The organism is Alteromonas gracilis (assembly GCF_036870955.2).
GTDB classification, from domain to species: Bacteria; Pseudomonadota; Gammaproteobacteria; order Enterobacterales; family Alteromonadaceae; genus Alteromonas; species Alteromonas gracilis_A.
Genome location: NZ_CP145482.2, coordinates 645460 through 668625 on the forward strand (window position 1 = coordinate 645460; position 23166 = coordinate 668625).

The 23166-nt window shown below is 45.8% G+C and carries 16 protein-coding genes and 2 pseudogenes; 16 read left to right on the forward strand and 2 right to left on the reverse strand.

The annotated features are described in order from the left end of the window. Positions 1-96: 96 nt before the first annotated feature. From V6N89_RS03180 to V6N89_RS03195, 4 genes are all read left to right on the forward strand, one after another. The gene (locus tag V6N89_RS03180; RefSeq protein WP_338520142.1) at positions 97-738 is read left to right on the forward strand and encodes an alpha-ketoglutarate-dependent dioxygenase AlkB family protein; all 642 of its coding nucleotides are present in this window, start codon (positions 97-99) and stop codon (positions 736-738) included. A 94-nt stretch (positions 739-832) separates the two neighbouring features. Then, the gene (locus V6N89_RS03185) at positions 833-1153 is read left to right on the forward strand and encodes a BolA/IbaG family iron-sulfur metabolism protein (protein ID WP_338520143.1); all 321 of its coding nucleotides are present in this window, start codon (positions 833-835) and stop codon (positions 1151-1153) included. A 49-nt stretch (positions 1154-1202) separates the two neighbouring features. Beyond that, positions 1203-1883 carry a phosphatase PAP2 family protein gene (locus V6N89_RS03190; protein ID WP_338520144.1) on the forward strand — a complete coding sequence of 227 codons (681 nt, stop codon included), beginning with the start codon at positions 1203-1205 and terminating at the stop codon, positions 1881-1883. 115 nt (positions 1884-1998) lie between these two features. Next, positions 1999-2502, forward strand: a complete 504-nt coding sequence (locus V6N89_RS03195) for a nucleotidyltransferase family protein (protein WP_431189783.1) — start codon at positions 1999-2001, stop codon at positions 2500-2502. Between the two features lie 36 nt (positions 2503-2538). Here V6N89_RS03195 and V6N89_RS03200 read toward each other — a convergent pair whose 3' ends face one another. Then, positions 2539-3867, reverse strand: a complete 1329-nt coding sequence (locus V6N89_RS03200) for a nitrate- and nitrite sensing domain-containing protein (protein WP_346993775.1) — start codon at positions 3865-3867, stop codon at positions 2539-2541. A 388-nt stretch (positions 3868-4255) separates the two neighbouring features. Continuing rightward, entirely contained in the window at positions 4256-4543 is a 288-nt protein-coding gene (locus tag V6N89_RS03205; RefSeq protein WP_338516313.1) for a hypothetical protein, read from the reverse strand. 272 nt (positions 4544-4815) lie between these two features. On the opposite strand from V6N89_RS03205, the gene V6N89_RS03210 reads away from it, so the two are divergent. The 12 genes and pseudogenes from V6N89_RS03210 to V6N89_RS03265 all read left to right on the forward strand — a co-directional run bounded on the left by V6N89_RS03210 (position 4816) and on the right by V6N89_RS03265 (position 23075). Next, positions 4816-6381 carry a SulP family inorganic anion transporter gene (locus V6N89_RS03210; protein WP_346993388.1) on the forward strand — a complete coding sequence of 522 codons (1566 nt, stop codon included), beginning with the start codon at positions 4816-4818 and terminating at the stop codon, positions 6379-6381. Positions 6382-6703: 322 nt separating this feature from the next. Continuing rightward, on the forward strand, positions 6704-9253 hold the full coding sequence (gene nirB, locus V6N89_RS03215; protein WP_338516315.1) for a nitrite reductase large subunit NirB: 2550 nt from the start codon (positions 6704-6706) through the stop codon (positions 9251-9253). A 33-nt stretch (positions 9254-9286) separates the two neighbouring features. Beyond that, positions 9287-9658 carry a nitrite reductase small subunit NirD gene (nirD, locus tag V6N89_RS03220; protein WP_346993389.1) on the forward strand — a complete coding sequence of 124 codons (372 nt, stop codon included), beginning with the start codon at positions 9287-9289 and terminating at the stop codon, positions 9656-9658. 22 nt (positions 9659-9680) lie between these two features. Next, the gene (locus tag V6N89_RS03225; protein WP_338516318.1) at positions 9681-12509 is read left to right on the forward strand and encodes a nitrate reductase; all 2829 of its coding nucleotides are present in this window, start codon (positions 9681-9683) and stop codon (positions 12507-12509) included. 66 nt (positions 12510-12575) lie between these two features. Continuing rightward, positions 12576-13565, forward strand: coding sequence for a uroporphyrinogen-III C-methyltransferase (gene cobA / locus V6N89_RS03230; protein ID WP_338516319.1), 990 nt, complete (start codon positions 12576-12578; stop codon positions 13563-13565). 16 nt (positions 13566-13581) lie between these two features. Further along, positions 13582-14574 carry a glycosyl transferase family protein gene (locus tag V6N89_RS03235; RefSeq protein ID WP_346993776.1) on the forward strand — a complete coding sequence of 331 codons (993 nt, stop codon included), beginning with the start codon at positions 13582-13584 and terminating at the stop codon, positions 14572-14574. A 114-nt stretch (positions 14575-14688) separates the two neighbouring features. Next, a complete protein-coding gene (locus V6N89_RS03240) occupies positions 14689-16185 on the forward strand; it encodes a bifunctional metallophosphatase/5'-nucleotidase (protein WP_346993390.1) in 1497 nt (498 codons plus the stop codon). A 706-nt stretch (positions 16186-16891) separates the two neighbouring features. Beyond that, positions 16892-17786, forward strand: a pseudogene (locus V6N89_RS03245) (GGDEF domain-containing protein). A 121-nt stretch (positions 17787-17907) separates the two neighbouring features. Continuing rightward, complete coding sequence (locus tag V6N89_RS03250; protein ID WP_346993391.1) at positions 17908-19224, forward strand: methyl-accepting chemotaxis protein; 1317 nt, start codon at positions 17908-17910, stop codon at positions 19222-19224. A gap of 469 nt (positions 19225-19693) precedes the next feature. Beyond that, the gene (locus V6N89_RS03255; protein ID WP_346993392.1) at positions 19694-21100 is read left to right on the forward strand and encodes a CmpA/NrtA family ABC transporter substrate-binding protein; all 1407 of its coding nucleotides are present in this window, start codon (positions 19694-19696) and stop codon (positions 21098-21100) included. Positions 21101-21172: 72 nt separating this feature from the next. Continuing rightward, positions 21173-22170 (forward strand): annotated as a pseudogene (locus tag V6N89_RS03260) (ABC transporter permease). A gap of 26 nt (positions 22171-22196) precedes the next feature. Continuing rightward, positions 22197-23075 carry an ABC transporter ATP-binding protein gene (locus V6N89_RS03265; protein ID WP_338516328.1) on the forward strand — a complete coding sequence of 293 codons (879 nt, stop codon included), beginning with the start codon at positions 22197-22199 and terminating at the stop codon, positions 23073-23075. Positions 23076-23166 lie beyond the last annotated feature (91 nt).

The window sequence follows — 23166 nt, forward strand, 5'->3', positions numbered from 1 at the left end:
AGAGTGGGAGGTGAACTACCCACAGCATAATCTGTAAATTTACCGCATACGTACTGTTTAGGTATACTCTACCTAATCTCGGACACGGCAGTACGTATGCAGTTTTCATTATTTGACTCGACGTTCCAAGACGACGAAGTGTTGTCGGGCGAACCCATCACCTTACCACTGGCTGAGGCAGACGTGCGGTATTATTCTCACGCTGTGGACAAGGAGATTGCCGATCAGTTTTTGACGGCGCTCAAAAATGAGCTCCCTTGGCGGCAAGACGCCATAAAAATGTTTGGCAAGTCCATTAATATCCCTCGTTTACAAAGCTGGCACGGCGACGAAGAGTGTGTCTATACCTATTCTAACCTCACCATGCAGCCGCAACCCTGGACAACCACCTTGAAAACGTTGAAAGCGCGTTGCGAGCAGCTGAGTGGTTCAAGCTTTAACAGTGTGTTGGCCAATTGGTATCGGGATGGTAACGATAGCATGAGTTTCCATGCGGATGACGAGCCAGAGTTGGGCATAAACCCCGTCATTGCTTCAGTGACTTTGGGTGAAGCCAGACCTTTTGTTTTCAAACATAAAGAAACAAAAGCCACGTATACCCAACCTCTTGCGCATGGCAGTATTCTCATCATGGCTGGAGCGACTCAAAGCCACTATTTGCATGGTATTGCAAAGACGAAAAAACCGATAGGTGGTAGAATTAATCTCACGTTCAGGCAATTATTAACAGCACCTTGACTATTGATTAGTCAACAAATTTTTCTCGCGCTTTTTAAGCGCATGGCCATCCTTGGCGTCCTTGGTGCTAAACATTAAGTAGGTAATTATTAACATGCAAGTTAAAGCGTTTCTCGAAGAAGCTATACAAAATTCGCTTTCTCCCCTTTACTTAGAAGTACTTGATGAAAGCTTTATGCACAACGTACCTGAAGGGGCACAGAGCCATTTTAAGGTGACGGTGGTCAGCGATACCTTTGAAGGGCAGCGTTTGCTAGCGCGTCACAGAGCCATTAATGCTCTTGCAGCGCCTGCTCTAGACGGCCCAGTGCATGCGCTCGCGCTCCATACGTACACGTTAAAAGAGTGGGAGGCGAGAGGAGGACAGTCTTTAACTTCACCAAATTGTTTAGGCGGTAGTAAGCACGACGCATAACTAAGGCCCACGGCCCCTTGTCATATGAAAGGTTTAAACGGAAGTAACAATGAAATATACGAGCGCTATGTCGGCGGTATTTGATGCATTACGTACGCCATCTATTCAAGTCCTTTTATTAGGCACGACCTTCTTGCTAACGATGTTGTTCGTACATATGGGGGTATTAGCTGAGGCTGACAATGCCCTTTTGATGGCACTTGGTGATGTTGCTCCCTCATCAGGATGGCAGCACGATATGTGGCGAGATATCACTGCAATGGGAAGTAATACGGTACTGGTGTTTGTCACCTTATCGGTTGCTATTGCATTGTCTATATCTGGTGAGCAGAAAAAAGCCCTTACGTTTGTCGCCGCAGTCACACTTGGGTTGGCGATGACGTTCCTACTTAAAGCTGGGATTGCGCGCCCCAGGCCGTCGGAAATGGTTCATGAAACCAATGTATACACGCAAAGTTTTCCCTCTGCGCACGCTACACTCTCCACACTCGTTTATTTTTACATTGCATACTTACTGACACTGTTCTCTAGAAATACTGCTGTGCGTGTATGGGTATATGCTGTTGCAGCATTACTTGTGCTATGTATAGGGCTTAGTCGCATAGTGCTTGGTGTACACTGGCCAAGTGACGTTGTTGCAGGCTGGTGTGCGGGGGGATGCATGGCAGCACTGAGCTTTTTCGTTATTAAATGGAAGCGTAAACTGCGAGTTAAGCCGCAAAAAAGCTAATGGCAACACTAAAAGGGGTAAGCTTATGGATGATCGTTCAACCCTCAATGACTCTGGGAAAACGCTAGACTACAGCGACGCGGTGGCGCGGATTTTGTTGCAAGATACATTTCGCATGCGCTGCTTAGAAGCACTTGCTGAACTTGCTTTGCCGCAAGGTTTTATTGGCGCAGGGTTTCTGAGAAATGCTATTTGGGATGCGCAGCATAACAAAGCGTTGCCAACGCCGTTAAACGACATTGATGTGGTCTACTTTTGTCACCAAAGCCCACGTCAGCGAGACGATGAGTTGGAACGCTGTTTAAGTATGTTAGTGCCACAAGCAAATTGGCAGGTAAAAAACCAGGCAAGAATGCACAAGCAACACAATCATGCTCCCTACAACAGCTGTGAACATGCATTATCATATTGGATAGAGCAAGAGACATGTGTGGCCGTTTCCTTATCTCAGTCTGGCGCGTTTAGCTTACTCGCCCCCTATGGGTTAGAGGCGAATTTTGCACAAACGATCACTATTAACCCTCGTTTTCCAAGGCCTGATGTATTTAAAGATCGTGTTGCAAAAAAGGGCTGGCTTAAACAATGGCCCAACCTTCGTATTCAGCCTTATTCGCTTTAGTAAGAATAAAAGAAAAACGTTAATAATTTAAGGTGATTAACGCGCTTTGGTAATCTTTACCACCTTGAGCGCTATGGCTGCAATGGTCGTGTTTTCACTCATCGCCTGTTTTTGTAATCGGCGGTAAGCATCATTTTCGCTCAAACTGAACTTTTCCATCACTATGAGTTTGGCGCGACTTATCACTTTTTGTTCTTGTATGGTGCGTTTAGCCTCTTCCAGTTCCCTACCCATGTCCTCAATGTGTTTGGCTTGTGCACGCAGTAAATCGTAAAACGACCGATGTGCCGAGAGGGTATGGGTTTGATTGTTTAATGTAGCGGGTTGGTCATTTTGCTTGGTTTCGTCTTCAACTAATCCTGGCATGCTTGGATCAAATAGTAGAGTGAGCGGTGAACCCTCACTGGTGTGTTCGTCATTAAACTTTTCCAGTAACTGCTGGTGGTTGGCCATTTCGTCTTTCGCATTAAGTACTTTTTGGCTAGCCTGCTGCAAAAGCGACTCGGTAAGCTGTACTTCTATCGATTGCATCGCATCAATACGACGTGTTGCTACATCAAACCATACCTCAGAAATGGCTTCGGATATGGGACTTCCATCACCTAGTTGTGCAATCATTTTTCGCAATTGCTGAACTTCGGTTGTCGCGCTTCCCGCATTAAGCTCACTAAAGGCGGTGGCTATTTTGGCCGTACTAAATTCGATGAATATGGCGAAATGATGTTCTTGGGCTTGTTGAAGGGTATGTAGCTTTTCACAAAGGTGTAACTCAAAGTGCGTTTTTGCAAACCCAATCGCTCCCCAGGCTCTTTCTTGGCCCGCGTATTCTTTCGCTTGCATAAAATTAAAAAGCGATACAAGTAGTTTAGTAATAGTCGGGTCGCTGGCGATGTCGGCGGCCTCGAAAATCACGGTAAGTAAACTCGCAATGAGCCTACTGTAAGCGCGCGTAGACTCTAAAGGGGAAAGAGATTGCTTGTCTATTTGTTCGCGTAACCTTGGTAAGTAATCTGCAGCCTGCATAGCAAGCGTAATACTACTAAGTAGTCGAGGATTACAGGCGGAAATATCATCAGAGAGATAAAGTGACTTCAAATGGCTTTTTAACAGCGATTCGGCGTGCTCACTTTGTCTTATGTACTGCTGGCGTTCTTTTACGTAGCGCGACGCTCCTGAGCCGAGATATATGTTGCTGGCGCCACGCTCTTTTTGCAGTTCGTGAATGAGCTCTCGCACTGCAATAACAATTCGGCAATTACTAGAGAGTTGCTCTAGTACGGTTATTTCAGCGTGCTTAGCCGCAAGTAAAAAACGCTTTGTAGCGTCGCTACAAAGTGCTACTGATGATTCTTGGGGGTTAAGCATAGTCAAACGGGTTTACCTTAACAGTGGTTGCTGCGCTTTAATAAGTGTTTAGAACAACGCATCTGTTGTGAAAGCCTGAGTGTCTTTTGCCCCTCAGCCCCAAATGCAATCGCGTAATCAGGGAATCATAAAAACAGGTGACAAAGGGTACTGTAGTGATAAAACAGACCAGCAATAATGCGTCGTGTCGCAAAACAAGCTTGCAACACTTGTGCCCGATTACGTGAACACACAAACGATATAGATAAACGCCAAGCGTTATATGGAATATGCACTCGGCGCCTTGATGATGCAGCCATTTACACGATGAGAGTGCAACGCGACGTATAGAGAACTAAAGAGTACGATGCAGAAATTTCGTAAAGGTTGCGCCTTTTTGGTGCAACTTCTAGTGCCTTACTACGCGTAAGAACCAACCTACGAAGAGTGAAATGAGAAAACCAAAAAACGCGACTAACGTAGTGATGGTGAGCATTTGGCCTGAAAAATCAGCAGTCTCACCAGTGTGTTCACTTACTAACATGCCTGATGCCTGAAAAATAAAGAGCGCAGCAATAGAAAACAATAAGATAATTGCCGTCGAAACCGCCGTAGCTTTCCAGTAGGCTTTGGGGGATACCCAATGAATAGCGCCCGCAACCAACACGCATAAAATAGTCAGAACATAAGGGACCACGTTAACTCCTTAATAATGAGATGATAGTCATACTTTTTTAAGTGGCAAAACGCGTGGGGTTCCACCTACTTCACAAACAATATTGGCGTTACGATGCCACGACACGTCCTATTTGTCAGCATGCGTAGGCTAATAAAGCGTTAACGTGGCGATTTTAAGTGATAATGGTGATAGAATCGCGAATAAATTTTTAAAAGCCGTGTTGGTGTTCCACATTTTGTTGAAACGCCAAGGTGGCCTTTTGTGTTTAACACTAAAGCTTCTGAGAGAACATGTTCGATTTAATTACCAGTAAAGACAGTAATGTAAAGAACGACGTGCTTTCAGGTATAACCGTTGCGCTAGCACTGGTACCTGAAGCCGTAGCTTTTGCATTTGTAGTAAGCGTAGAACCAATGATTGGTTTGTACGCGGCATTTATGATGGGCCTAATTACCTCTGCCATTGGTGGTCGTCCAGGTATGATTTCTGGTGCAACCTGCGCTATGGCGGTTGTAATGGTTGCCCTTGTGGCGCAGCACGGTGTGCAGTATTTGTTTGCCGCTGTAATTCTCGCTGGCCTTTTGCAAATACTATGTGGGGTATTCCGGTTAGGAAAATTTATAAGATTGGTGCCTTACCCCGTAATGCTAGGCTTTGTTAATGGTCTCGCCATTGTCATTTTCCTTGCGCAGCTTGGTCAGTTTAAGGTGATTAATGCCGCAGGTGAGTTGCAATGGATGCAAGGTACATTGCTTTATTGGATGCTAGGCTTGGTGACACTGACGATGGCTATCATTTACCTATTGCCCAAGTTAACAACTGCTGTTCCGGCTTCTTTGGTGGCTATTGTGACGGTAACGGCGCTGGTGCATGGTTTAGATTTAGAAGCGCGCACCGTTATCGATTTTGTACGCGACCTTTTACCAGCTGACCAGCGTGATTCCGCGACACTTGCTGGCGAGCTTCCAAGCTTTGCTATACCTATGGTGCCGTTCACGTGGGAAACCTTCATGATTATCTTACCTACCTCGGTTATTTTATGCTTGGTGGGTTTAATTGAATCGCTACTTACTCTGTCATTGATTGATGAAATGACAGATACCCGTGGTCGCGGAAACAAAGAATGTGTTGGTCAAGGTGTTGCCAACACGGTTAATGGTTTCTTCGGCGGTATGGGCGGCTGTGCCATGATTGGACAGAGCATGATTAATATTAACTCAGGCGGTCGAGGTCGCTTGTCTGGTATTACAGCGGCTGTCGTACTACTAGGCTTTATTCTTTTTGCTGCTCCTCTTATTGAGATGATCCCACTAGCGGCGCTGGTTGGCGTTATGTTTGTTGTGGTAATTGCAACATTTGAGTGGGCGTCGTTTAGAATTATTCGCGGCGTTAACAAAGAAGATGCCTTTGTACTTTTCTTGGTAACTGGCGTTACCGTTATTGCTGACTTGGCAATAGCCGTTGTGGTTGGCGTGATTGTGTCTGCATTGGTGTTTGCATGGAAACACGCACGTCATATCGAGGCAAAATCACATATCGATAACGACGGCTGGAAAGTGTATGAGCTTGATGGTCCGCTTTTCTTCGGCTCAGTGTCTCACTTTAAAGACTTGTTTGATATTGCCAACGACCCAGACGATGTTGTGATTGATTTCAAAGACTCTCGCATTTGGGACTCTTCGGGTATTGATGCGTTAGATACCTTGGCTGACAAATATGAAGAGCAGGGTAAAAAACTGCACATTCGCCATATTAGTGACGAGTGCCGCTGCTTGCTACGTAAGGCAGACAAATTTGTAGAGATTAATGTGGTGGAAGACCCGCGTTATCGCGTGGCTACAGACAAACTTGCATAGCAGGTATGCACACTCAGTAAGTTTGCACCAAGCGAATACATAAATGCGTTTGTTTGGTGCATCTGAGCAGTGTAAATGTCCGAGGTTTTTGTCATATTTAACGTTAAAACAATTAGTTAAGTAATTGGCACTGTTATTGGATATCACTATGCGTAAAGTGTGTACTAGTAATTTTGTGTTGATTGCTAGAAGTGTGATTCATAACACTCCGTAAAATGTGTTAGTTAGGTATCTTGTCAATACTTAACGAAAGTAGGCAACGAAGCCCGCACCAACGAAAGTTGGCGCGGGCTTTTTTTTGTCCCGAAGAAAGGGGAAGAACATGACGTCATCTGATTCAAAAACGCGCATCGTGGTCGTAGGCAATGGCATGGTGGGACACCACTTTGTCGAGCAACTACATAGCAGCGATGCAAACGCCGACATAACCGTACTTTGCGGGGAGTCTCGGCTCGCCTATGACCGTGTATATCTATCATCCTACTTTAGCGGCGCGAGCGCAGATGACTTGGCGCTAACTACGCCTGCACAATATGCGTCATGGGGCGTTAATGTCGTGACCAATGCCATAGTGACAGACATCGACAGAGAGAATAAGACTGTTGTTACTTCTGAAGGTCAAAAATTCGACTACGACAAGCTGGTGTTGGCAACAGGATCATATCCATTTGTGCCGCCAATTAAAGGTAACGACCAAGAACACTGTTTAGTATATAGAACCATTGAAGACTTACTGGCTATTGAAGCCTCTGCCAGTGTCAGTAAGGTTGGGGTTGTTGTTGGTGGTGGTCTACTTGGGTTAGAAGCTGCCAATGCACTTAAGCAGGCAGGGCTTGATACGCATGTTGTCGAATTCGCGCCACAGCTAATGGCTGTGCAGCTAGACACGACAGGCGGTGACGTACTTAAACAAAAAATTTCATCGCTTGGAGTTACTGTTCATACGCAGAAGGCCACGCAGACAATTGAAGCGGGTGATAGCTGTCGTTATAAAATGATCTTCGCTGACGGTAGTGAACTTGAAACTGACATGATCCTATTTTCAGCGGGAATTCGTCCCTCTGATCAACTTGGCAAAAAGGCGTCATTAACGCTTGGTGAGCGTGGCGGTATTGCCATTGATAATCACTGTTTAACGTCTGACCCTAACATTTATGCTATTGGTGAATGTGCACTGTGGGACAACAAAATATTTGGCCTTGTTGCGCCAGGTTATACGATGGCACGCACGGCAGTAAGCCATCTCACAGGTGGTGACAGCGTATTTACTGGCGCAGATATGAGTACCAAATTAAAGCTCATGGGGGTTGAGGTTGGCTCTATTGGTGATGCGCACGAACGTACAAAAGGGGCGTTAAGCTACACTTATCTGAATCAACCTGAGGGTGTCTACAAGAAACTGGTGGTAGACAGCGAACAGAAGAGAGTGCTAGGCGCCGTGTTAGTTGGTGATACCAGCGACTACGACACGCTGTTGCAGTATGCGCTTAATGATATTGCACTTCCCGAATTCCCCGAGAGCCTTATTTTACCATCCTCCGGTGACGCTCCGGCCTTAGGTGCAGACGCGCTACCTGACACAGCATCCATTTGTTCCTGCCTTAATGTAACTAAAGGCGATATTGTGTCAGCCATCGACAGTGGCTGCTGCAGTGTGGCAGACGTAAAAGGCGAAACCAAGGCAAGCACAGGATGCGGTGGTTGTGCGGCATTACTCAAAAATGTTGTCGACGGGGAGCTTGAAAAGCGCGGCGTTGAAGTGTCAAAAGCAATTTGCGAACACTTTAACTATACCCGCCAAGAGCTGTTTCATATTGTCAAAGTCAACGGTATTCGTACTTTTGATGAATTGCTTGAGGCGCACGGTGAAGGCCTTGGATGCGAAATTTGCAAACCCGCTGTAGGCTCAATACTCGCTTCGGTTTATAACGACTATATCCTTAAAGAGTCACATTTACCTTTGCAAGACACCAATGACATTTATTTAGGGAATATGCAAAAAGACGGTACTTACTCAGTAGTGCCACGTGTTCCTGGTGGTGAAATTACGCCAGAGAAGCTCATATTGCTTGGTGAAGTTGCTAAAGAATATCAACTCTATACAAAGATCACAGGTGGCCAGCGTATCGATTTATTCGGCGCCCGTGTTGAGCAACTACCGGATATTTGGCAAAAGCTTGTTGAAGGTGGTTTTGAGACAGGGCATGCCTACGCCAAGGCGCTTCGAACGGTGAAATCTTGTGTAGGCAGTACGTGGTGCCGCTATGGAGTTCAAGACTCTGTGGGGACGGCTATCGACCTTGAAAATCGCTACAAAGGTCTGCGTGCGCCGCACAAAATAAAGTTCGCCGTGTCAGGGTGTACCCGTGAATGTGCAGAGGCACAAAGTAAAGATATCGGTGTTATCGCGACGGAACAAGGTTGGAACCTTTATGTATGCGGAAATGGCGGTATGAAGCCTCGCCATGCCGATCTTTTCGCCACCGACTTAGACACGCAAACCCTAATTAAATACATCGACCGCGTGCTGATGTTCTATGTAAAAACTGCCGATCGACTTCAACGCACGTCGGTGTGGATGGACAACTTAGAAGGAGGGCTGGCCTACCTTCAAGATGTCGTCATCAATGACGCATTAGGCATTAATGGCGAGCTTGAAGCGCAAATGGATGCGGTAGTTGACGCGTACCAATGTGAGTGGAAAACCACGATTGAAGACCCACAGTCTCGCAAGCGTTTCCGCCAGTTTGTAAATAGTTCTGAAACTGATACCAATATTCAGTTTGTCTCTGAGCGCGGGCAAGTAAGGCCTGCAACCGTAGCCGAAAAAGCCGCAGGCGTTGGGCATTTTATCCCAGTGTCTATGGTGTAAAACGACTGAATAAAAGACAAAAGGAGCACACTAATGACGGCAGCACACGATTTCTCTGCAATGCCCACTGAAGAAACAGTATGGCACTGCGCGTGCACTACCTATGATTTAGTTACCAATAGCGGCGTTTGCGCGCTAATAGAGAACGAACAGGTCGCTATCTTTCATATCAAAATGAACGGTGAATCTCAGGTTTACGCTATCAGCAACTTTGATCCTATTGGCAATGCCAATGTGCTGTATCGCGGGTTGTTGGGATCTATTGGTGGTGCGCCAGTAGTGGCATCACCTTTATATAAAGAGCATTACTTCCTAGAGACAGGGCTATGTAAAGAGCGAGACGACGTGTCGGTGCGAGCATTTAAGGTAAAAGTTGAAGACGGCAACGTCTACATTGCCCATTAGCGCAACAATCTAAGGTAAGAACATGAATATGGCTACACAACAACATGATGCTGTGAGCGAGCAGCTTAAACAAACCACGTGCCCTTATTGTGGCGTGGGTTGTGGTGTAGATATCAGTTGCAACGTGAGTAAGCGTACCATTACCCTGGACAACGTTATTGGTACGCCCGAGCATCCCGCCAATTATGGTAGATTGTGTGTAAAAGGAACAAACCTGCTAGAAACAAACGACTTATCAGGTCGCTTGCTTCACCCAACCGTAGCAGGAAAGTCTGTGGATTGGGACACGGCCACAGGCGTTATTGCAGATAAAATCACATCTACTATTACGCAGTATGGCGCGGATGCCGTTGCTTTTTATGTCTCAGGTCAGCTTCTAACGGAAGATTACTATGTTGCCAATAAGCTGATGAAAGGCTTTATCGGCAGCGCCAATATCGATACCAATTCACGTCTATGTATGTCATCAGCGGTGGCTGCATATAAGCGCGCATTTGGTGAAGATGTCGTTCCTTGCGATTATTCAGACTTAGAAAACACCGACCTGATTGTGATTACAGGCAGTAACGCTGCTTGGGCACATCCCGTTCTTTTTCAAAGAATTGAGCGAGCTAAACGCCAAAACCCCGATATGAAAGTGGTCGTCATAGACCCAAGGCAAACCGAGACCTGTACTATTGCTGATATACATTTAGCGATAGCGCCGGGAAGTGATGTCGCACTGTTTAATGGTCTTCTTGCCTATGGAGAGAGTACAGGGCGCATTGATCATAATGCGGTAAATGCATTTGCAGAGGGTCTCGACGACGTTTTGCTAAGCGTTAATGTCCGCTCTATTGAAAACACTGCACGGCTTTGCGATGTTGATGTTTCTCTTCTATCTGCTTTTTATGCACTTTTTTCAACGCAAAAACGTGTCGTGACATTTTATTCCATGGGGATCAATCAGTCGTCCAGTGGTGTCGATAAGGCCCAGTCAATCATCAATTGTCATTTGGCGTTTGACTTGATCAGTAAAACTGGATGTGGCCCCTTTTCGATAACTGGGCAGCCTAACGCAATGGGCGGGCGCGAAGTTGGCGGCCTCGCCAACATGTTGGCCGTGCATTGCGATATTGAGAATCCGGAGCATGTAGATGCGATTAAAACCTACTGGAATGCCCCGGTTATGCCACAAAAGCAGGGACTAAAAGCGGTAGACCTATTTAATGACATTGAGCAAGGAAAGGTTAAATTTGTTTGGATCATGGGCACCAACCCTGTTGTCAGTATGCCAAACCGACGCCAAGTTGAGCGCGCGTTAACCCAGTGCGAGATGGTTGTAGTTTCTGACATTGTTAACGCCAATGACACGCTTCAGTTTGCTCATGTTGCCTTACCCGCCACGGGGTGGTCAGAGAAAGACGGCACAGTTACTAACTCTGAACGACGTATTTCAAGGCAGCGAGGCATTTTGCCTGCCCCAGGTGAAGCAAAGCACGATTGGCAAATTATGTGCGATGTTGCAAGGAGAATGGGTTTTGCAGAAGCATTTGACTACACTCATCCTTCACAAATATTTAGCGAATACGCGGGGCTTACCGGGTTTCGCAACAATGGAAAGCGTCAGTTAGATTTATCGCCATTGCACGGCTTGAGCGAGAGCCAATATAACAACCTCTCGCCAATACAGTGGCCGTTTGAAAAGCGAGACACGAACCATGATGGTGAACCAATCGTAAATTTGCACGCCCGACGCCCATTTGCGGATAAAGTTTTCTCTACATCTTCAGGCAAAGCAAAGCTCATTGCTGTGCAGTATCGCGCGCCATTGCAGCAAACCAGCGACGCATTTCCCTTTATTGTAAACAGTGGGCGCGCTCGCGATCACTGGCACACTATGACCCGTACGGGTAAAGCAGCAAATCTACACGCGCACATGAAGCACGCTAACGTTCATGTTCACCCTGATGACGCCACAAAATATTCTCTGAAACACGGGCAGTTAGTATCACTGGAAAGTCCGGCTATGGCCAAAGGAAGCGCAAAAACGCCACAAGATGCACTGACCGCGAAACCTGTTATTTATCCGGTAAAAATGGATGACAGTATACGAAGAGGCGAAGTTTTTATTCCTATTCATTGGTCGGCGCAGTGGGGATCGCATTGCCATTTAGGGGCATTGTACGCCAGTGCGGTAGACCCTATTTCAGGGCAGCCAGAGCTAAAGCATGCGGCTGCGATGATAAAGCCTGCGCCATTTGATGTCATTGGACACGTATTTTTTGACAACAGTATTGATGAACAAGCGCTACAAGCGGCTGGCCACTATTGGCGCAAAACGCCATTAGAAACAGATAAATGCGCATCAGGGACGGCCTATGATATTGCGTGTGATGTATCTCGTCGCGAGATGCTCGCTAGCTTTCTAGATGCGTTGCCCAAAACCTCACAGATCATTCACTGTCATCATAAAACGCACACGGTGTGTATCGCCACCAATAACAGCGCAGTATGCTTTATTGCGGTACTGGAAGATAACGTTACCGACATTATTAATGCGTCAACGAGTGTGCTCAATGGCGAAGGGCTGACTGCATTGGCAAATCAAATTTTGGGCGATGCCATAGAGTTGCAAACGCAACAGCAGTTGTTGCGAGGGCACGTTGATGAACGATTTATGCAAGGCGAACTCGTGTGTAGCTGTTTTGCAGTAAGAGAAAAAAGCATTGTTGACGCCGTGCATCAGGGGGCTGTAACCGTATCAGCCCTAGGAGAAGCACTTAAATGTGGAACAAACTGTGGCTCGTGTAAACCTGCATTGTCTCAACTTATATCGCGCAATTTGGTTATTGCCACACAGTCTCAATAACCCCTTTTTGTCGTGGGGTTAATAAGCGTGTCTTATTAACCTTGTCATTTTTTGGAGCTTTCAAGTATGTCTTGGTTATCAACACTCATTAAACCGTTTTTCAACCACGTACTCTTTTTAAATAAGCGTACATTTGAGCCTAGTATGCTTAAATTTAGCCTATTTCAAGGTGTTGGGGCAGCGGCGCTCCCTGTCTATCGACGCAGCTCAAATGATGAGTATGGGTCTAATGATCACACATTGACGAGGCTTGGCGACACAAGCCATGTTGAAAGCGCCAAAGGAAGTGTGGGACAAGTGTTTATTGTTGGAGCCGGGCCAGGTGATGCAGAGCTGCTTACATTAAAGGCGCTGCGTTTGTTGCAGCAAGCCGATATTGTGCTTTTTGATGCGCTGGTAAGTGAGGATGTTTTAGCGATTATCCCGCAACATGTGCAAAAAGAATACGTGGGTAAACGTTGCAAAAAACACAGTTTCACACAGCAAGCTATTTGTGAAAGGGTAGTTACGTTGGCATTAGAGGGTAAAAATGTCGTCAGATTGAAGGGAGGAGATCCAGCGCTATTTGCCCGTACCTGCGAAGAAACTGCAGCGCTTGATCACGCTGAAATTGCCTATGCGATAGTGCCTGGCATTACGGCGGCATCTGGCATGTCAGCGTATACGGGTATTCCACTAACAGATAGGCGCTGTGCTCAATCTGTATCGTTTATTACCGCGCACTTTCAAGATGCTTCACAATGGCCTGAAATGAAGCCGCTTGCGCAAAATGTGCTTAAGCAAACCGTGGTGGTATACATGGGGTTAAGCCGACTAGATGGCCTCGCTGAAGGCTTGATGCGCTATGACGTACCCGGTGATTGGCCTGTGGCAGCAGTTGAAAACGCGACGACATCAAGCCAGCGTGTCATCACAGGCACGCTATCATCTATTGGCACTCGTGTGCGAGACGCTAATTTAACAGGCCCTACGTTACTTGTTTTTGGAAAGGTGGTAGAGTCTCGACAATACGTTAATCAGTGTCTGCTTGATGCACGGCACTTTCAACATTACTAACATCATTATCAAAAATATGCAGCAAGCCTTCAGCGAATACATCAAAATCATTGGCAAAGGACAAAAAGGCGGAAGAAGTTTAACCCGCGATGAAGCGTACAACGCCATGAAGATGGTACTTGCTGGTGAAGTGACCGGGGATCAGCGAGGGGTATTTTTGATGTTATTGCGTACTCGCGAAGAAACCCCTGAAGAGGTCATCGGGTTCGTTGATGCGTGTCGCGAACTTATCGAAGGTGACGTTCACACACTGAGTCCTACCCTTGATATAGGCTGTTATGCTGGAAAGCGACGTCAGCTTCCGTGGTATTTATTGGCGGTAGCCGTGCTGGCTGCAGAGGGCCATCGTATCATGTTGCACGGCGCTCATGAGCCTGGTTCTGGACGATTGTACGCCAGTAAGGCGTTACCCATACTCGGGCTTGCTGAGGCAAAAAGCATTTCAGACGCTAAACATCAACTTGATGCCATAGGTGTTACGTATCTAGATTTATCGTATTTATTGCCCGCTTTAGATACGATCATAAAATTGCGAGAAGTATTTGGCTTGCGTTCGTGTGCCAACACACTTGCCCGTTTGCTAAACCCAACCGCAGCGAAATACTGTGTTCAAGGCGTGTATCACATGCACCTCGACCACAAGCACTGCCGTGTTAATGAAAATTACCCTCATATAGATGCATTGTGTTTTCGAGGGGACGGCGGAGATCCAGAAGTCAATGGCGAAAGAGAAACAGAGCTTTTTGTAACCCGCAACGGCGAAACGCAAGAGATAAGACTGCTTGTTATTACGGAAAAATGGGCGCTGAAAGACACTCGAATGGACGTGAATGATATGCTAGAAGTATGGCAAGGCATACGCAATCATGTTTATGGTAAGCAGGCTATCATTAGCTCACTGACAAGCTATTTGGTGTTATTGGAAAAACTATCTCCTTCTGAGGCGTTAGCCAAAGCAGGCCAGCTATGGGAAGCGCGAGCGAAGAGCAGCCTGCCTTTTTCTTGTTAACACAAAACCCTTGGTGTTGATTAGACTATAGTCTTCTTTCACTGACATCGCCTTGACTTATCTACAGGGATAACTGTTAATAACAGCTAGAGACCGTAGTTCGTAAGTGATGTCATGCATGTGAGGTTAGCAATATTCTTCATTGCGTTATTTTCGTCAGCCCTTTGTGCTGAGGAGGCTTCATCAGGTGTGACTTTTGTGCTTGCAGCGGACATGCCCAACATCAGCGATGAGCGTTCTGGAAACTACCCTCAGCTTCGTACTTTAGTTACGCAATATCGCGAACAATCATCCCCTATGTTTTTCGTTTTCGGTGGCGGCTCAATTGGCCCAAGTGCTTTATCCTCGTTCGATAGGGGCTCGCATATCGTCGATATCCTTAATTCTATCGAGCCTGATGTAATGGGTGTTACCAAGCGGGAGTTTAGCTTCTATGAAGACGAACTGTCGCTTCGGTCTTACGAAGCGGCATTTCCCTTAGTCACAAGTAACGTGATTAGTGTAAAACAGGGGCGGGCACCTGATGGCATACATACATCTGTCATCATTGAGCAAAGCGGTGTTTCTCTTGGCGTGATATCAATCCTTCATGATCGCGTGATCAATGAGTACCAACTTTCAGATCTCTCCATTGAGCCACCCCAAAAAGCAATCATTGAAAAAGCCAACGCGTTAAGGCAGCGCGGCGCCGATATTGTCTTATTGCATTACTCTTATCCTTTTAGATTTATCGATACACTCCTGTCAAAGAATGTGGTCGATTTGGCATTCATCTCTGATAGCCGTGTTACCGAGAAGCTGCTCGAGGAAGAGTCTCAAAACCCACGCAATTTAAAAATGTCGGGTGTGGGCTATGCGGTTGTAGCACATGTTGTGCAAGATAAAAATAAAGCTTGGATGGTTTCCAATACGCGCGATGTTGACCTAAGTACACTCGTGCCGGACCCGCAGCTTAAAGAACAAGTTTATGGTTACGAATCTAGATTAAAGCGATTGCTTAATATCCAAATAGGCGAGTGGCGAGTTGAACATTCTACTAATCGCACTGAGGTACGCACAGCCGAGAATGCGTTCGCTAATTTTGTCGTTGACACGGTTAAGGACTATGCAAAGACCGATGTTGTGCTGCTTAATGGCGGCAGCATTAGAGGCAACAAGAATTATGAAGTAGGAATGTCGATAACGCGGCAAGATATTGTGACGGAGATGCCATTTCGCGCCAATGTTGTAACGCTTAAACTTACCTATGAGCAGTTGCTTCTTGCACTCGAACAAGGGTTATCACAGTTTCAGGATATTAAGGGCGGGTTTCCACATGTTTCAGGCATGTCCTATACCTTCGACAGCACGGCAAAGCCATTCTCTCGTGTAGGCGCAGTTAAGGTGGCTGGAAAACCCCTACGATATGAAAAAATGTATTCTCTTGCGACTAGCGACTTTCTGGCCAATGGTGGCGATGGCTATTTTGCTCTTAAAGAAGCGGCGAGGCTTAATGCTCAAAGTGCACGTCCCCCTCAAATTGCCGATTTAGTAGTTCAGCGCATTGCCAACGAATATGATATATCACCACCTATGACGCAGCGCATTGTTGATACTGCTAAGGGACGTTAGCAGTATGGAAAATAAGAAAAAAACACTACATATTTTCATTATTGCGCAATGCACTGTCATGGGACTGTTCTTACTGATATTGACCTTGTCTATTTTACGACTGGATGAAGTAAAACGTGTCTTAGTTGATGTCACAAAGGACTCTATTCCTACGTTAAGCCAGGCCACAGCGATAACACGAGAAGTACAGCATCTTATTTCGTTAACTGCCCGTTTGACGTCAGCTGAACACCAATCTTCACGACGTATCATTAAATCAGATTTAGACAGCACGCTAGGAAGGTTACGCGCCCCTACACTACACGATGAGCATAGCGACAAGTATTTAATGACACAGCTACGTGTACTTGTACAAGAAATTGAAGAGCTTAACGCGCTGGTTAGACAACGCATCGAAGTAGAACGCGAAGTTAGCGTAGAGCGCGATGCACTGTTTGAATATCTCAATAAGATATTTGAAGGCAAAGACGAGCGCTTCATTGATTTGCAGTCTTCGAAAATGTTGGTATCACTTATTCTAGAAATTGCCCAAATTAATCAGCAAGTGCAGCTGCATGAGTTACGTTTACTCAAGGGCAATATAGAGCAAAGCATTGCACAGCTGCGCGCAACGTCTAATACTGATGCCAGTGGGCAGGCGCTTATTTCTTCGCTCGAAGAGGCCGTTTTAGACGAGTGGGGCATGATTGATAAACAAGCGAATGTTATGCGTATTCGAGGACGTTCGAGAGGGCGCGGGAACTTTGTAGCGCATTTAGCAGAAGAAGTCGCCACCAATATTGAGTATCGCGCTAACACAGTGACTCAGTCAACGTCGGAGCACGCCAATCGAGCGAGCAGTCGCGTGAAAGAGCAGATTGGGCTGTCTTTGGCGCTGTCTACTGTTGTCGTGCTTATTTGCTGTGGAATTATTTTCTACATTTATAAACGCATTATTCTTAGATTGATTGCGCTTACTAACTTGGTCGAAAAAGCCAGTGACGAAGTGGCGACATTCGAAGGTAGTGATGAGATATCAAGGCTCGCGCGCAGTTTTGCGCTGTATTTTGAGCGTGTGAAATCACAAGAGTCAGAACTTATTAGGTTGTCCTTAAGCGATGCCTTGACCAATATTCCCAATCGTCGTGCGTTTGAATTGGAAATAGAGAAAAGCATGGCAATGGCGAAGCGACATATGTGGCCGTTGACTGTATTACTGCTCGATGTTGATCATTTCAAAGCCTACAACGACCATTATGGACACACAGGGTGACCTTTGTTTAAAAACAGTGGCGAAAGCACTTAATAAAACCATCGTGCGCAACACAGACTTTTGTGCACGTTATGGCGGCGAAGAATTTGTCGCTATCTTGCCCAATACTGATGAACACGGTGCTAAAGTGAAAGCACAAGAAGTTCGTGAAGCGGTGGAAAACCTAGAAATAGAGCATGTGAAAAGCGGCGTCTCTGACAGTGTAACCGTCAGTATTGGCGTTGCCACATTTTACTTTGACGAAAACAGTACATGGCAGTCCACCACGGTACTTAACCTTGCCGATAAAGCGCTATACGATGCCAAAACCGCTGGTAGAAATCGCTGCGTTTTCATCAGGCAGCCTTAAAAGCACTAATAGCTTCCAGCGCTTTTTACCGCCCTACCTGAGATTCCCTGTGTAACCTAAAATCCTCTGCTATCTTTACTCGTACTGGGCATGTTGTGCCCATTGTGCTTTGGAGTAATACATGTTTTTCAAAAATAAAGAATTGGTCGCTGAGAACCAACGATTGCAGCAAGAGTTGGCTGCATACAAAACCGTACAACAAGAGCTAAGAGAAGAAATGCTTTTCGTTCAGTTAGATACGAAAGGCAGAGTTATCGCTATTAACGACTTATTCAGTCAATCGAGTGGGTACAGCGTAGATGAAATAAAAGGCAAATCACTGGAGTCATTTATACCTAAAAAGAGTTCAAACAAAGCTGAACTTGAGGCCATGCTAAGTGCAATCAAACGCAATGACCACTGGCATGGTGCAATCAATTTTAAACACGCCAATGGTCACGAGTTTTGGGTACGAGGAATTATTCAGCCTGTTGATAATGCTGCAGGGAACGTGGATTACATTGCCTTTTACATGGCTGAGCAAACCAAAAATATTGCTTATAGCAATGAGTTAAAGGATATGATCTCGGCGCTACATCGCTCTTCCGCAGTTATTGAGTTTTCCCTTGATGGCGTCATTCTTAATGCCAACGACAATTTTCTTGCTGGCATGGGTTATAAAAAAGATCAAATTGTGGGCAAGCACCATCGCATATTTTGTACTGAAGAAGAGTCTAAATCTCAGGAGTATAAAAAGTTCTGGAATGACTTGGCGAGCGGTAAAGTTGCATCTGGTCGTTTTAAACGCATAGACAGTTCAGGCAATGACGTATGGCTTGAGGCCTCCTATAACCCAATTCTCAATGAGGATAATAAGCTGTATAAGGTGGCCAAGTTCGCCACGGTGATCACCGAGCAAATGCAGCGAGAAGTTGCCGTCTCTGAGGCGGCAAATGTGGCCTTTAACATATCAAAAGAAACCGGCGAGCAAGCTAGCAAAGGTAGCAAGATACAAGATTCAACGGTCAAAACCATGAATGAACTCACCAAACGCATGGGAGATGCCAGTGCGGGAATTAAAGAGTTGGAAGAACAGTCGCAAAAGGTCGCTGATTTAGTGAAAAGTATTAGCGGAATTGCTGATCAAACTAACTTGCTTGCACTAAATGCGGCGATTGAGGCCGCGCGCGCAGGCGATCAAGGACGAGGGTTTGCGGTTGTTGCAGATGAAGTGCGCCAGCTCGCTTCGCGAACAAGCAGTACAACGGAAGAAATAGTCAGTGTTGTGGTAGAAAACCGAAAGCTAACAGAGAATGCTGTACAGCTGATTGAAGCGGGGCAGGACAAAGCGAGAGAGGCACTGGAATATGCAAACGAGTCAGGTAAAGCCATGAATGAAATTCAAGTCGGCGCCAATGAAGTAGTTAACGCGATAGGACAGTTCACACAAAAACTGTAAGGCAGTAATTGCGCGCACCATGGTTGAACAATAAACCTGTTTTGGTGCATTTCTTGATGCATCCTAATAAAAAGAGCGAGTCTTATACTCGCTCTTTTCGTTTAAATTTAAATAATTCAGTGGTTTACATTTTTGGCATAAAGTCTGCTCTAATCAACATGCATATGGGCTCATTTATTGTGCCCCACTCATTGTTTGACCTAACAACAAGGCTGAAGTCTCAAAGCGACCCGCCATGGAAGCAACCAAGTCGCAGAAGAATTGATGAGTGAATAATAATAACAATACGCTATTTGGTTTTTATAAACCTTCATAAAGAAGAGGTGTGAGCGGGATTTCCTTGCTTACCAATTACAACTTGAAAAGTTTGTAAGTACTCCGAGCTTACAAACCTGGCAACGAAGCCCACCGTGCACGACAGTAAAATGTCGATAGCAGGTGGGTTTTTTTTTGGCTAAGAGGAACACGTATGACTGGGTTAACAACATCACTATTGAAACGCTTTTCAAAGGCTAGCATTACGGTGTGCACTGCACTTGTAGTCTCGCTTGGCTGTGCATCTTCTGTTGCTCTAGCACAAGGTCAACAGGTTGGCTGGCCTGAGAAAGAAGAACTTAAATTTGGTTTTATTAAGCTTACTGACATGGCGCCACTTGCTATTGCATACGAAAAGGGCTTTTTCGAAGACGAAGGGCTATATGTAACGCTTGAAGCGCAAGCTAACTGGAAAGTATTACTGGACCGCGTCATCGACGGACAGTTAGACGGCGCGCATATGCTTGCAGGGCAGCCGTTGGGCGCTACTATTGGTTTTGGTACAGAATCACATGTTGTAACGGCGTTTAGTATGGATCTCAACGGCAACGGTATTACCGTTTCAAATGAGATTTGGGAAAAAATGAAGGCCTACATCCCGCAGGAAAATGGCAAACCCGTGCACCCCATCAAAGCCGATTACCTCAAGCTTATTGTTGAAGAATACCGCAGTGCCGGAAAGCCCTTTAATATGGGAATGGTGTTCCCTGTATCAACGCACAACTATGAGCTGCGTTATTGGCTAGCGGCGGGGGGTATTCACCCTGGTTATTACGCTCCGCACAAAGGCGATACAGCTGGGCAAATTGACGCACAGGCATTACTTTCAGTCACCCCACCACCACAAATGCCAGCCACTATGGAAGCAGGCACCATTTACGGTTACTGCGTGGGTGAACCGTGGAATCAGCAAGCTGTGTTCAAAGACATTGGCGTACCGGTAATTACCGATTACGAAATTTGGAAAAATAACCCAGAAAAAGTCTTTGGTGTAAGCCAAGGCTGGGCAGAAAAATACCCTAATACGCATATTCGTGTTGTTAAAGCGCTTATTCGTGCCGCTATGTGGCTAGACGAAAACAACAATGCTAATCGTCCGGAAGCGGTAAAGATCCTTGCCAAAAGTACTTATGTTGGTGCTGACGAAGACGTACTTGCTAACAGTATGACAGGCACATTTGAGTACGAGAAAGGTGATAAGCGCGAAGTGCCAGATTTTAACGTGTTCTTCCGCTACAACGCGACTTATCCATATTACAGCGATGCCATTTGGTATCTCACGCAAATGCGTCGTTGGGGACAAATCTCTGAAACGAAATCAGATACTTGGTACAAGGAAATTGCAAAGAAAGTTTATAAGCCTGAAGTGTACGCACAAGCAGCACAGGCACTTATCGCTGAAGGTAAAGCGAAAGCATCAGACTTTCCTGAGTTTTCTTCAGAAACAGGTTTCAAACCGCCACAGAGCGAGTTTATTGATGGCGTAACGTTTGACGGCAGTAAACCGAATGAATACCTAGAGCAATTTGCTATTGGATTAAAAGGTGAGGCCGTACTGTAAAGAGCAATACTTGGGGCCCTTTGCTTAGCAAGGGGTAGGTATTTCGCTAACTGAAGGTGTCAGGAGCAAGCGATGAGCAAAATGACCACAATACTTCGAATGCCAACGTCGGCATCGAATACGAATAGCACCCTAGGTCGCTTGTATCAATCGACCCCAGCTTTATTACTTCCTATTATTGGGTTGCTATTGTTTCTTACTGTTTGGAACGGCGTAGCGAAAAGTATCGACACGTCGCTTGGGCAATTCCCAGGGCCTGCACAAGTATGGGAGCAGGCAGGCGCATTGATTGATGAGCATATTGCTCAACGAGAAAAAGCTGATGCATTTTACGAACGACAAGAGGCACGAAATGCTGCGCGTGTCGCCCAAGATCCGACATATGAGCCCAAAGTGCGTAACTTTACTGGTGCCCCAACGTTTTTTGAGCAAATTTGGACAAGCCTATACACTGTCATGGTAGGTTTTTTTATCGCGTCTGTGGTGGCGGTACCTATTGGTATAGTGTGTGGTTTAAGTAAATCTGCATATACTGCAATTAATCCACTGATACAGTTATTTAAGCCAGTATCTCCTTTAGCATGGTTGCCACTTGTGACCATGGTGGTCAGTGCGCTTTATGTTAGTGACGACCCGGCATTTTCTAAGTCATTTGTTACTTCTGCATTCACCGTGTCGCTGTGTTGCCTATGGCCAACATTGATAAACACTGCGGTGGGTGTATCTAATATCGACAAAGATTTAATCAATGTAAGTAAAGTTCTACGCCTTACTCCGTTTGCGCATCTAACCAAAATTGTGCTGCCTTCATCAATTCCTATGATTTTTACTCTAGTCTACGTCTATCGCTAGGTATTGGCTGGATGGTGTTAATTGCGGCAGAAATGCTGGCGCAAAACCCTGGGCTCGGAAAGTTCGTATGGGATGAGTTTCAAAATGGTAGCTCAGAGTCGTTGGCGAGAATTATGGTGGCGGTGCTGACAATTGGGGCGATTGGGTTTGTGCTAGACCGCTTAATGTTATCTATTCAGCGGGCAGTAAGCTGGGATAAGTCTAGCGTTTTACGCTAACACATAGCGGTAAAGAGGGTTTTATTATGACTACAAAACATTTAGAGCTTGCACAGGTTGGCATCGATTTTCCTACACCGAAAGGCTCTTTTACTGCGTTACAGGATGTAAACCTTAAAATTTCAAAAGGGGAGTTTGTGTCCCTCATTGGTCACTCGGGGTGTGGTAAGTCTACTGTACTGAATATTGTTGCAGGTCTGCATCAAGCAACGACTGGCGGCGTAATACTGGATGGAGCAGAAGTGAGAAGCCCTGGTCCAGAAAGGGCGGTGGTTTTTCAAAATCACTCATTACTTCCTTGGCTTAGCGTATACAAAAACGTTGAGTTAGCGGTTAAATCAACCATGCGAGGAAAGTCTAAAAGTGAGATGCGCGATTGGATATTACACAACCTTGAGCTTGTGCACATGACCCACGCGCTTGATAAGCTGCCCAGCGAAATTTCAGGCGGTATGAAACAGCGGGTTGGTATCGCTCGAGCTCTCGCCATGGAGCCTAAGGTGCTGCTAATGGACGAACCTTTTGGTGCGCTTGATGCGCTTACCCGTGCCCACTTGCAAGACTCTCTTATGGAAATTCATGCCGATTTAGGTAACACCGTAATTATGATCACACACGATGTCGATGAAGCTGTATTGCTCTCTGATCGCATTGTGATGATGAACAACGGTCCAGCGGCGACTATCGGTGAAATTCTTGATATTGAACTACCGCGTACCAGAGACAGACTGGCATTGGCAGACCACAAACAATATAACCACTACCGTCACGAAGTACTCACTTTTCTTTATGACAAGCAAAAGAAAGTGGAAACGGTATCGTCCCACAGCAAAAACGCATCAAAGCGACAAACAAGCGAGGTGTCATCTGACAAAAAAGATTCAAGTGACTCAGATGCCGCCTAATATGGCCTGCATCTGAGTTAAGCGGCGTTTAGACCGCACATCAAATTAGCTTTTTCTTCCTTGCCAACTAGGTTGAGGTGGAATGCTGCAC

Coding starts and splice junctions, on each gene's coding strand:
- V6N89_RS03180 (WP_338520142.1), top strand. CDS start 97: ATGCAGTTTTCATTATTTGACTCGACGTTCCAAGACGACGAAGTGTTG.
- V6N89_RS03185 (WP_338520143.1), top strand. CDS start 833: ATGCAAGTTAAAGCGTTTCTCGAAGAAGCTATACAAAATTCGCTTTCT.
- V6N89_RS03190 (WP_338520144.1), top strand. CDS start 1,203: ATGAAATATACGAGCGCTATGTCGGCGGTATTTGATGCATTACGTACG.
- V6N89_RS03195 (WP_431189783.1), top strand. CDS start 1,999: ATGCGCTGCTTAGAAGCACTTGCTGAACTTGCTTTGCCGCAAGGTTTT.
- V6N89_RS03200 (WP_346993775.1), bottom strand. CDS start 3,867: ATGCTTAACCCCCAAGAATCATCAGTAGCACTTTGTAGCGACGCTACA.
- V6N89_RS03210 (WP_346993388.1), top strand. CDS start 4,816: ATGTTCGATTTAATTACCAGTAAAGACAGTAATGTAAAGAACGACGTG.
- nirB (WP_338516315.1), top strand. CDS start 6,704: ATGACGTCATCTGATTCAAAAACGCGCATCGTGGTCGTAGGCAATGGC.
- nirD (WP_346993389.1), top strand. CDS start 9,287: ATGACGGCAGCACACGATTTCTCTGCAATGCCCACTGAAGAAACAGTA.
- V6N89_RS03225 (WP_338516318.1), top strand. CDS start 9,681: ATGAATATGGCTACACAACAACATGATGCTGTGAGCGAGCAGCTTAAA.
- cobA (WP_338516319.1), top strand. CDS start 12,576: ATGTCTTGGTTATCAACACTCATTAAACCGTTTTTCAACCACGTACTC.
- V6N89_RS03235 (WP_346993776.1), top strand. CDS start 13,582: ATGCAGCAAGCCTTCAGCGAATACATCAAAATCATTGGCAAAGGACAA.
- V6N89_RS03240 (WP_346993390.1), top strand. CDS start 14,689: ATGCATGTGAGGTTAGCAATATTCTTCATTGCGTTATTTTCGTCAGCC.
- V6N89_RS03250 (WP_346993391.1), top strand. CDS start 17,908: ATGTTTTTCAAAAATAAAGAATTGGTCGCTGAGAACCAACGATTGCAG.
- V6N89_RS03255 (WP_346993392.1), top strand. CDS start 19,694: ATGACTGGGTTAACAACATCACTATTGAAACGCTTTTCAAAGGCTAGC.
- V6N89_RS03265 (WP_338516328.1), top strand. CDS start 22,197: ATGACTACAAAACATTTAGAGCTTGCACAGGTTGGCATCGATTTTCCT.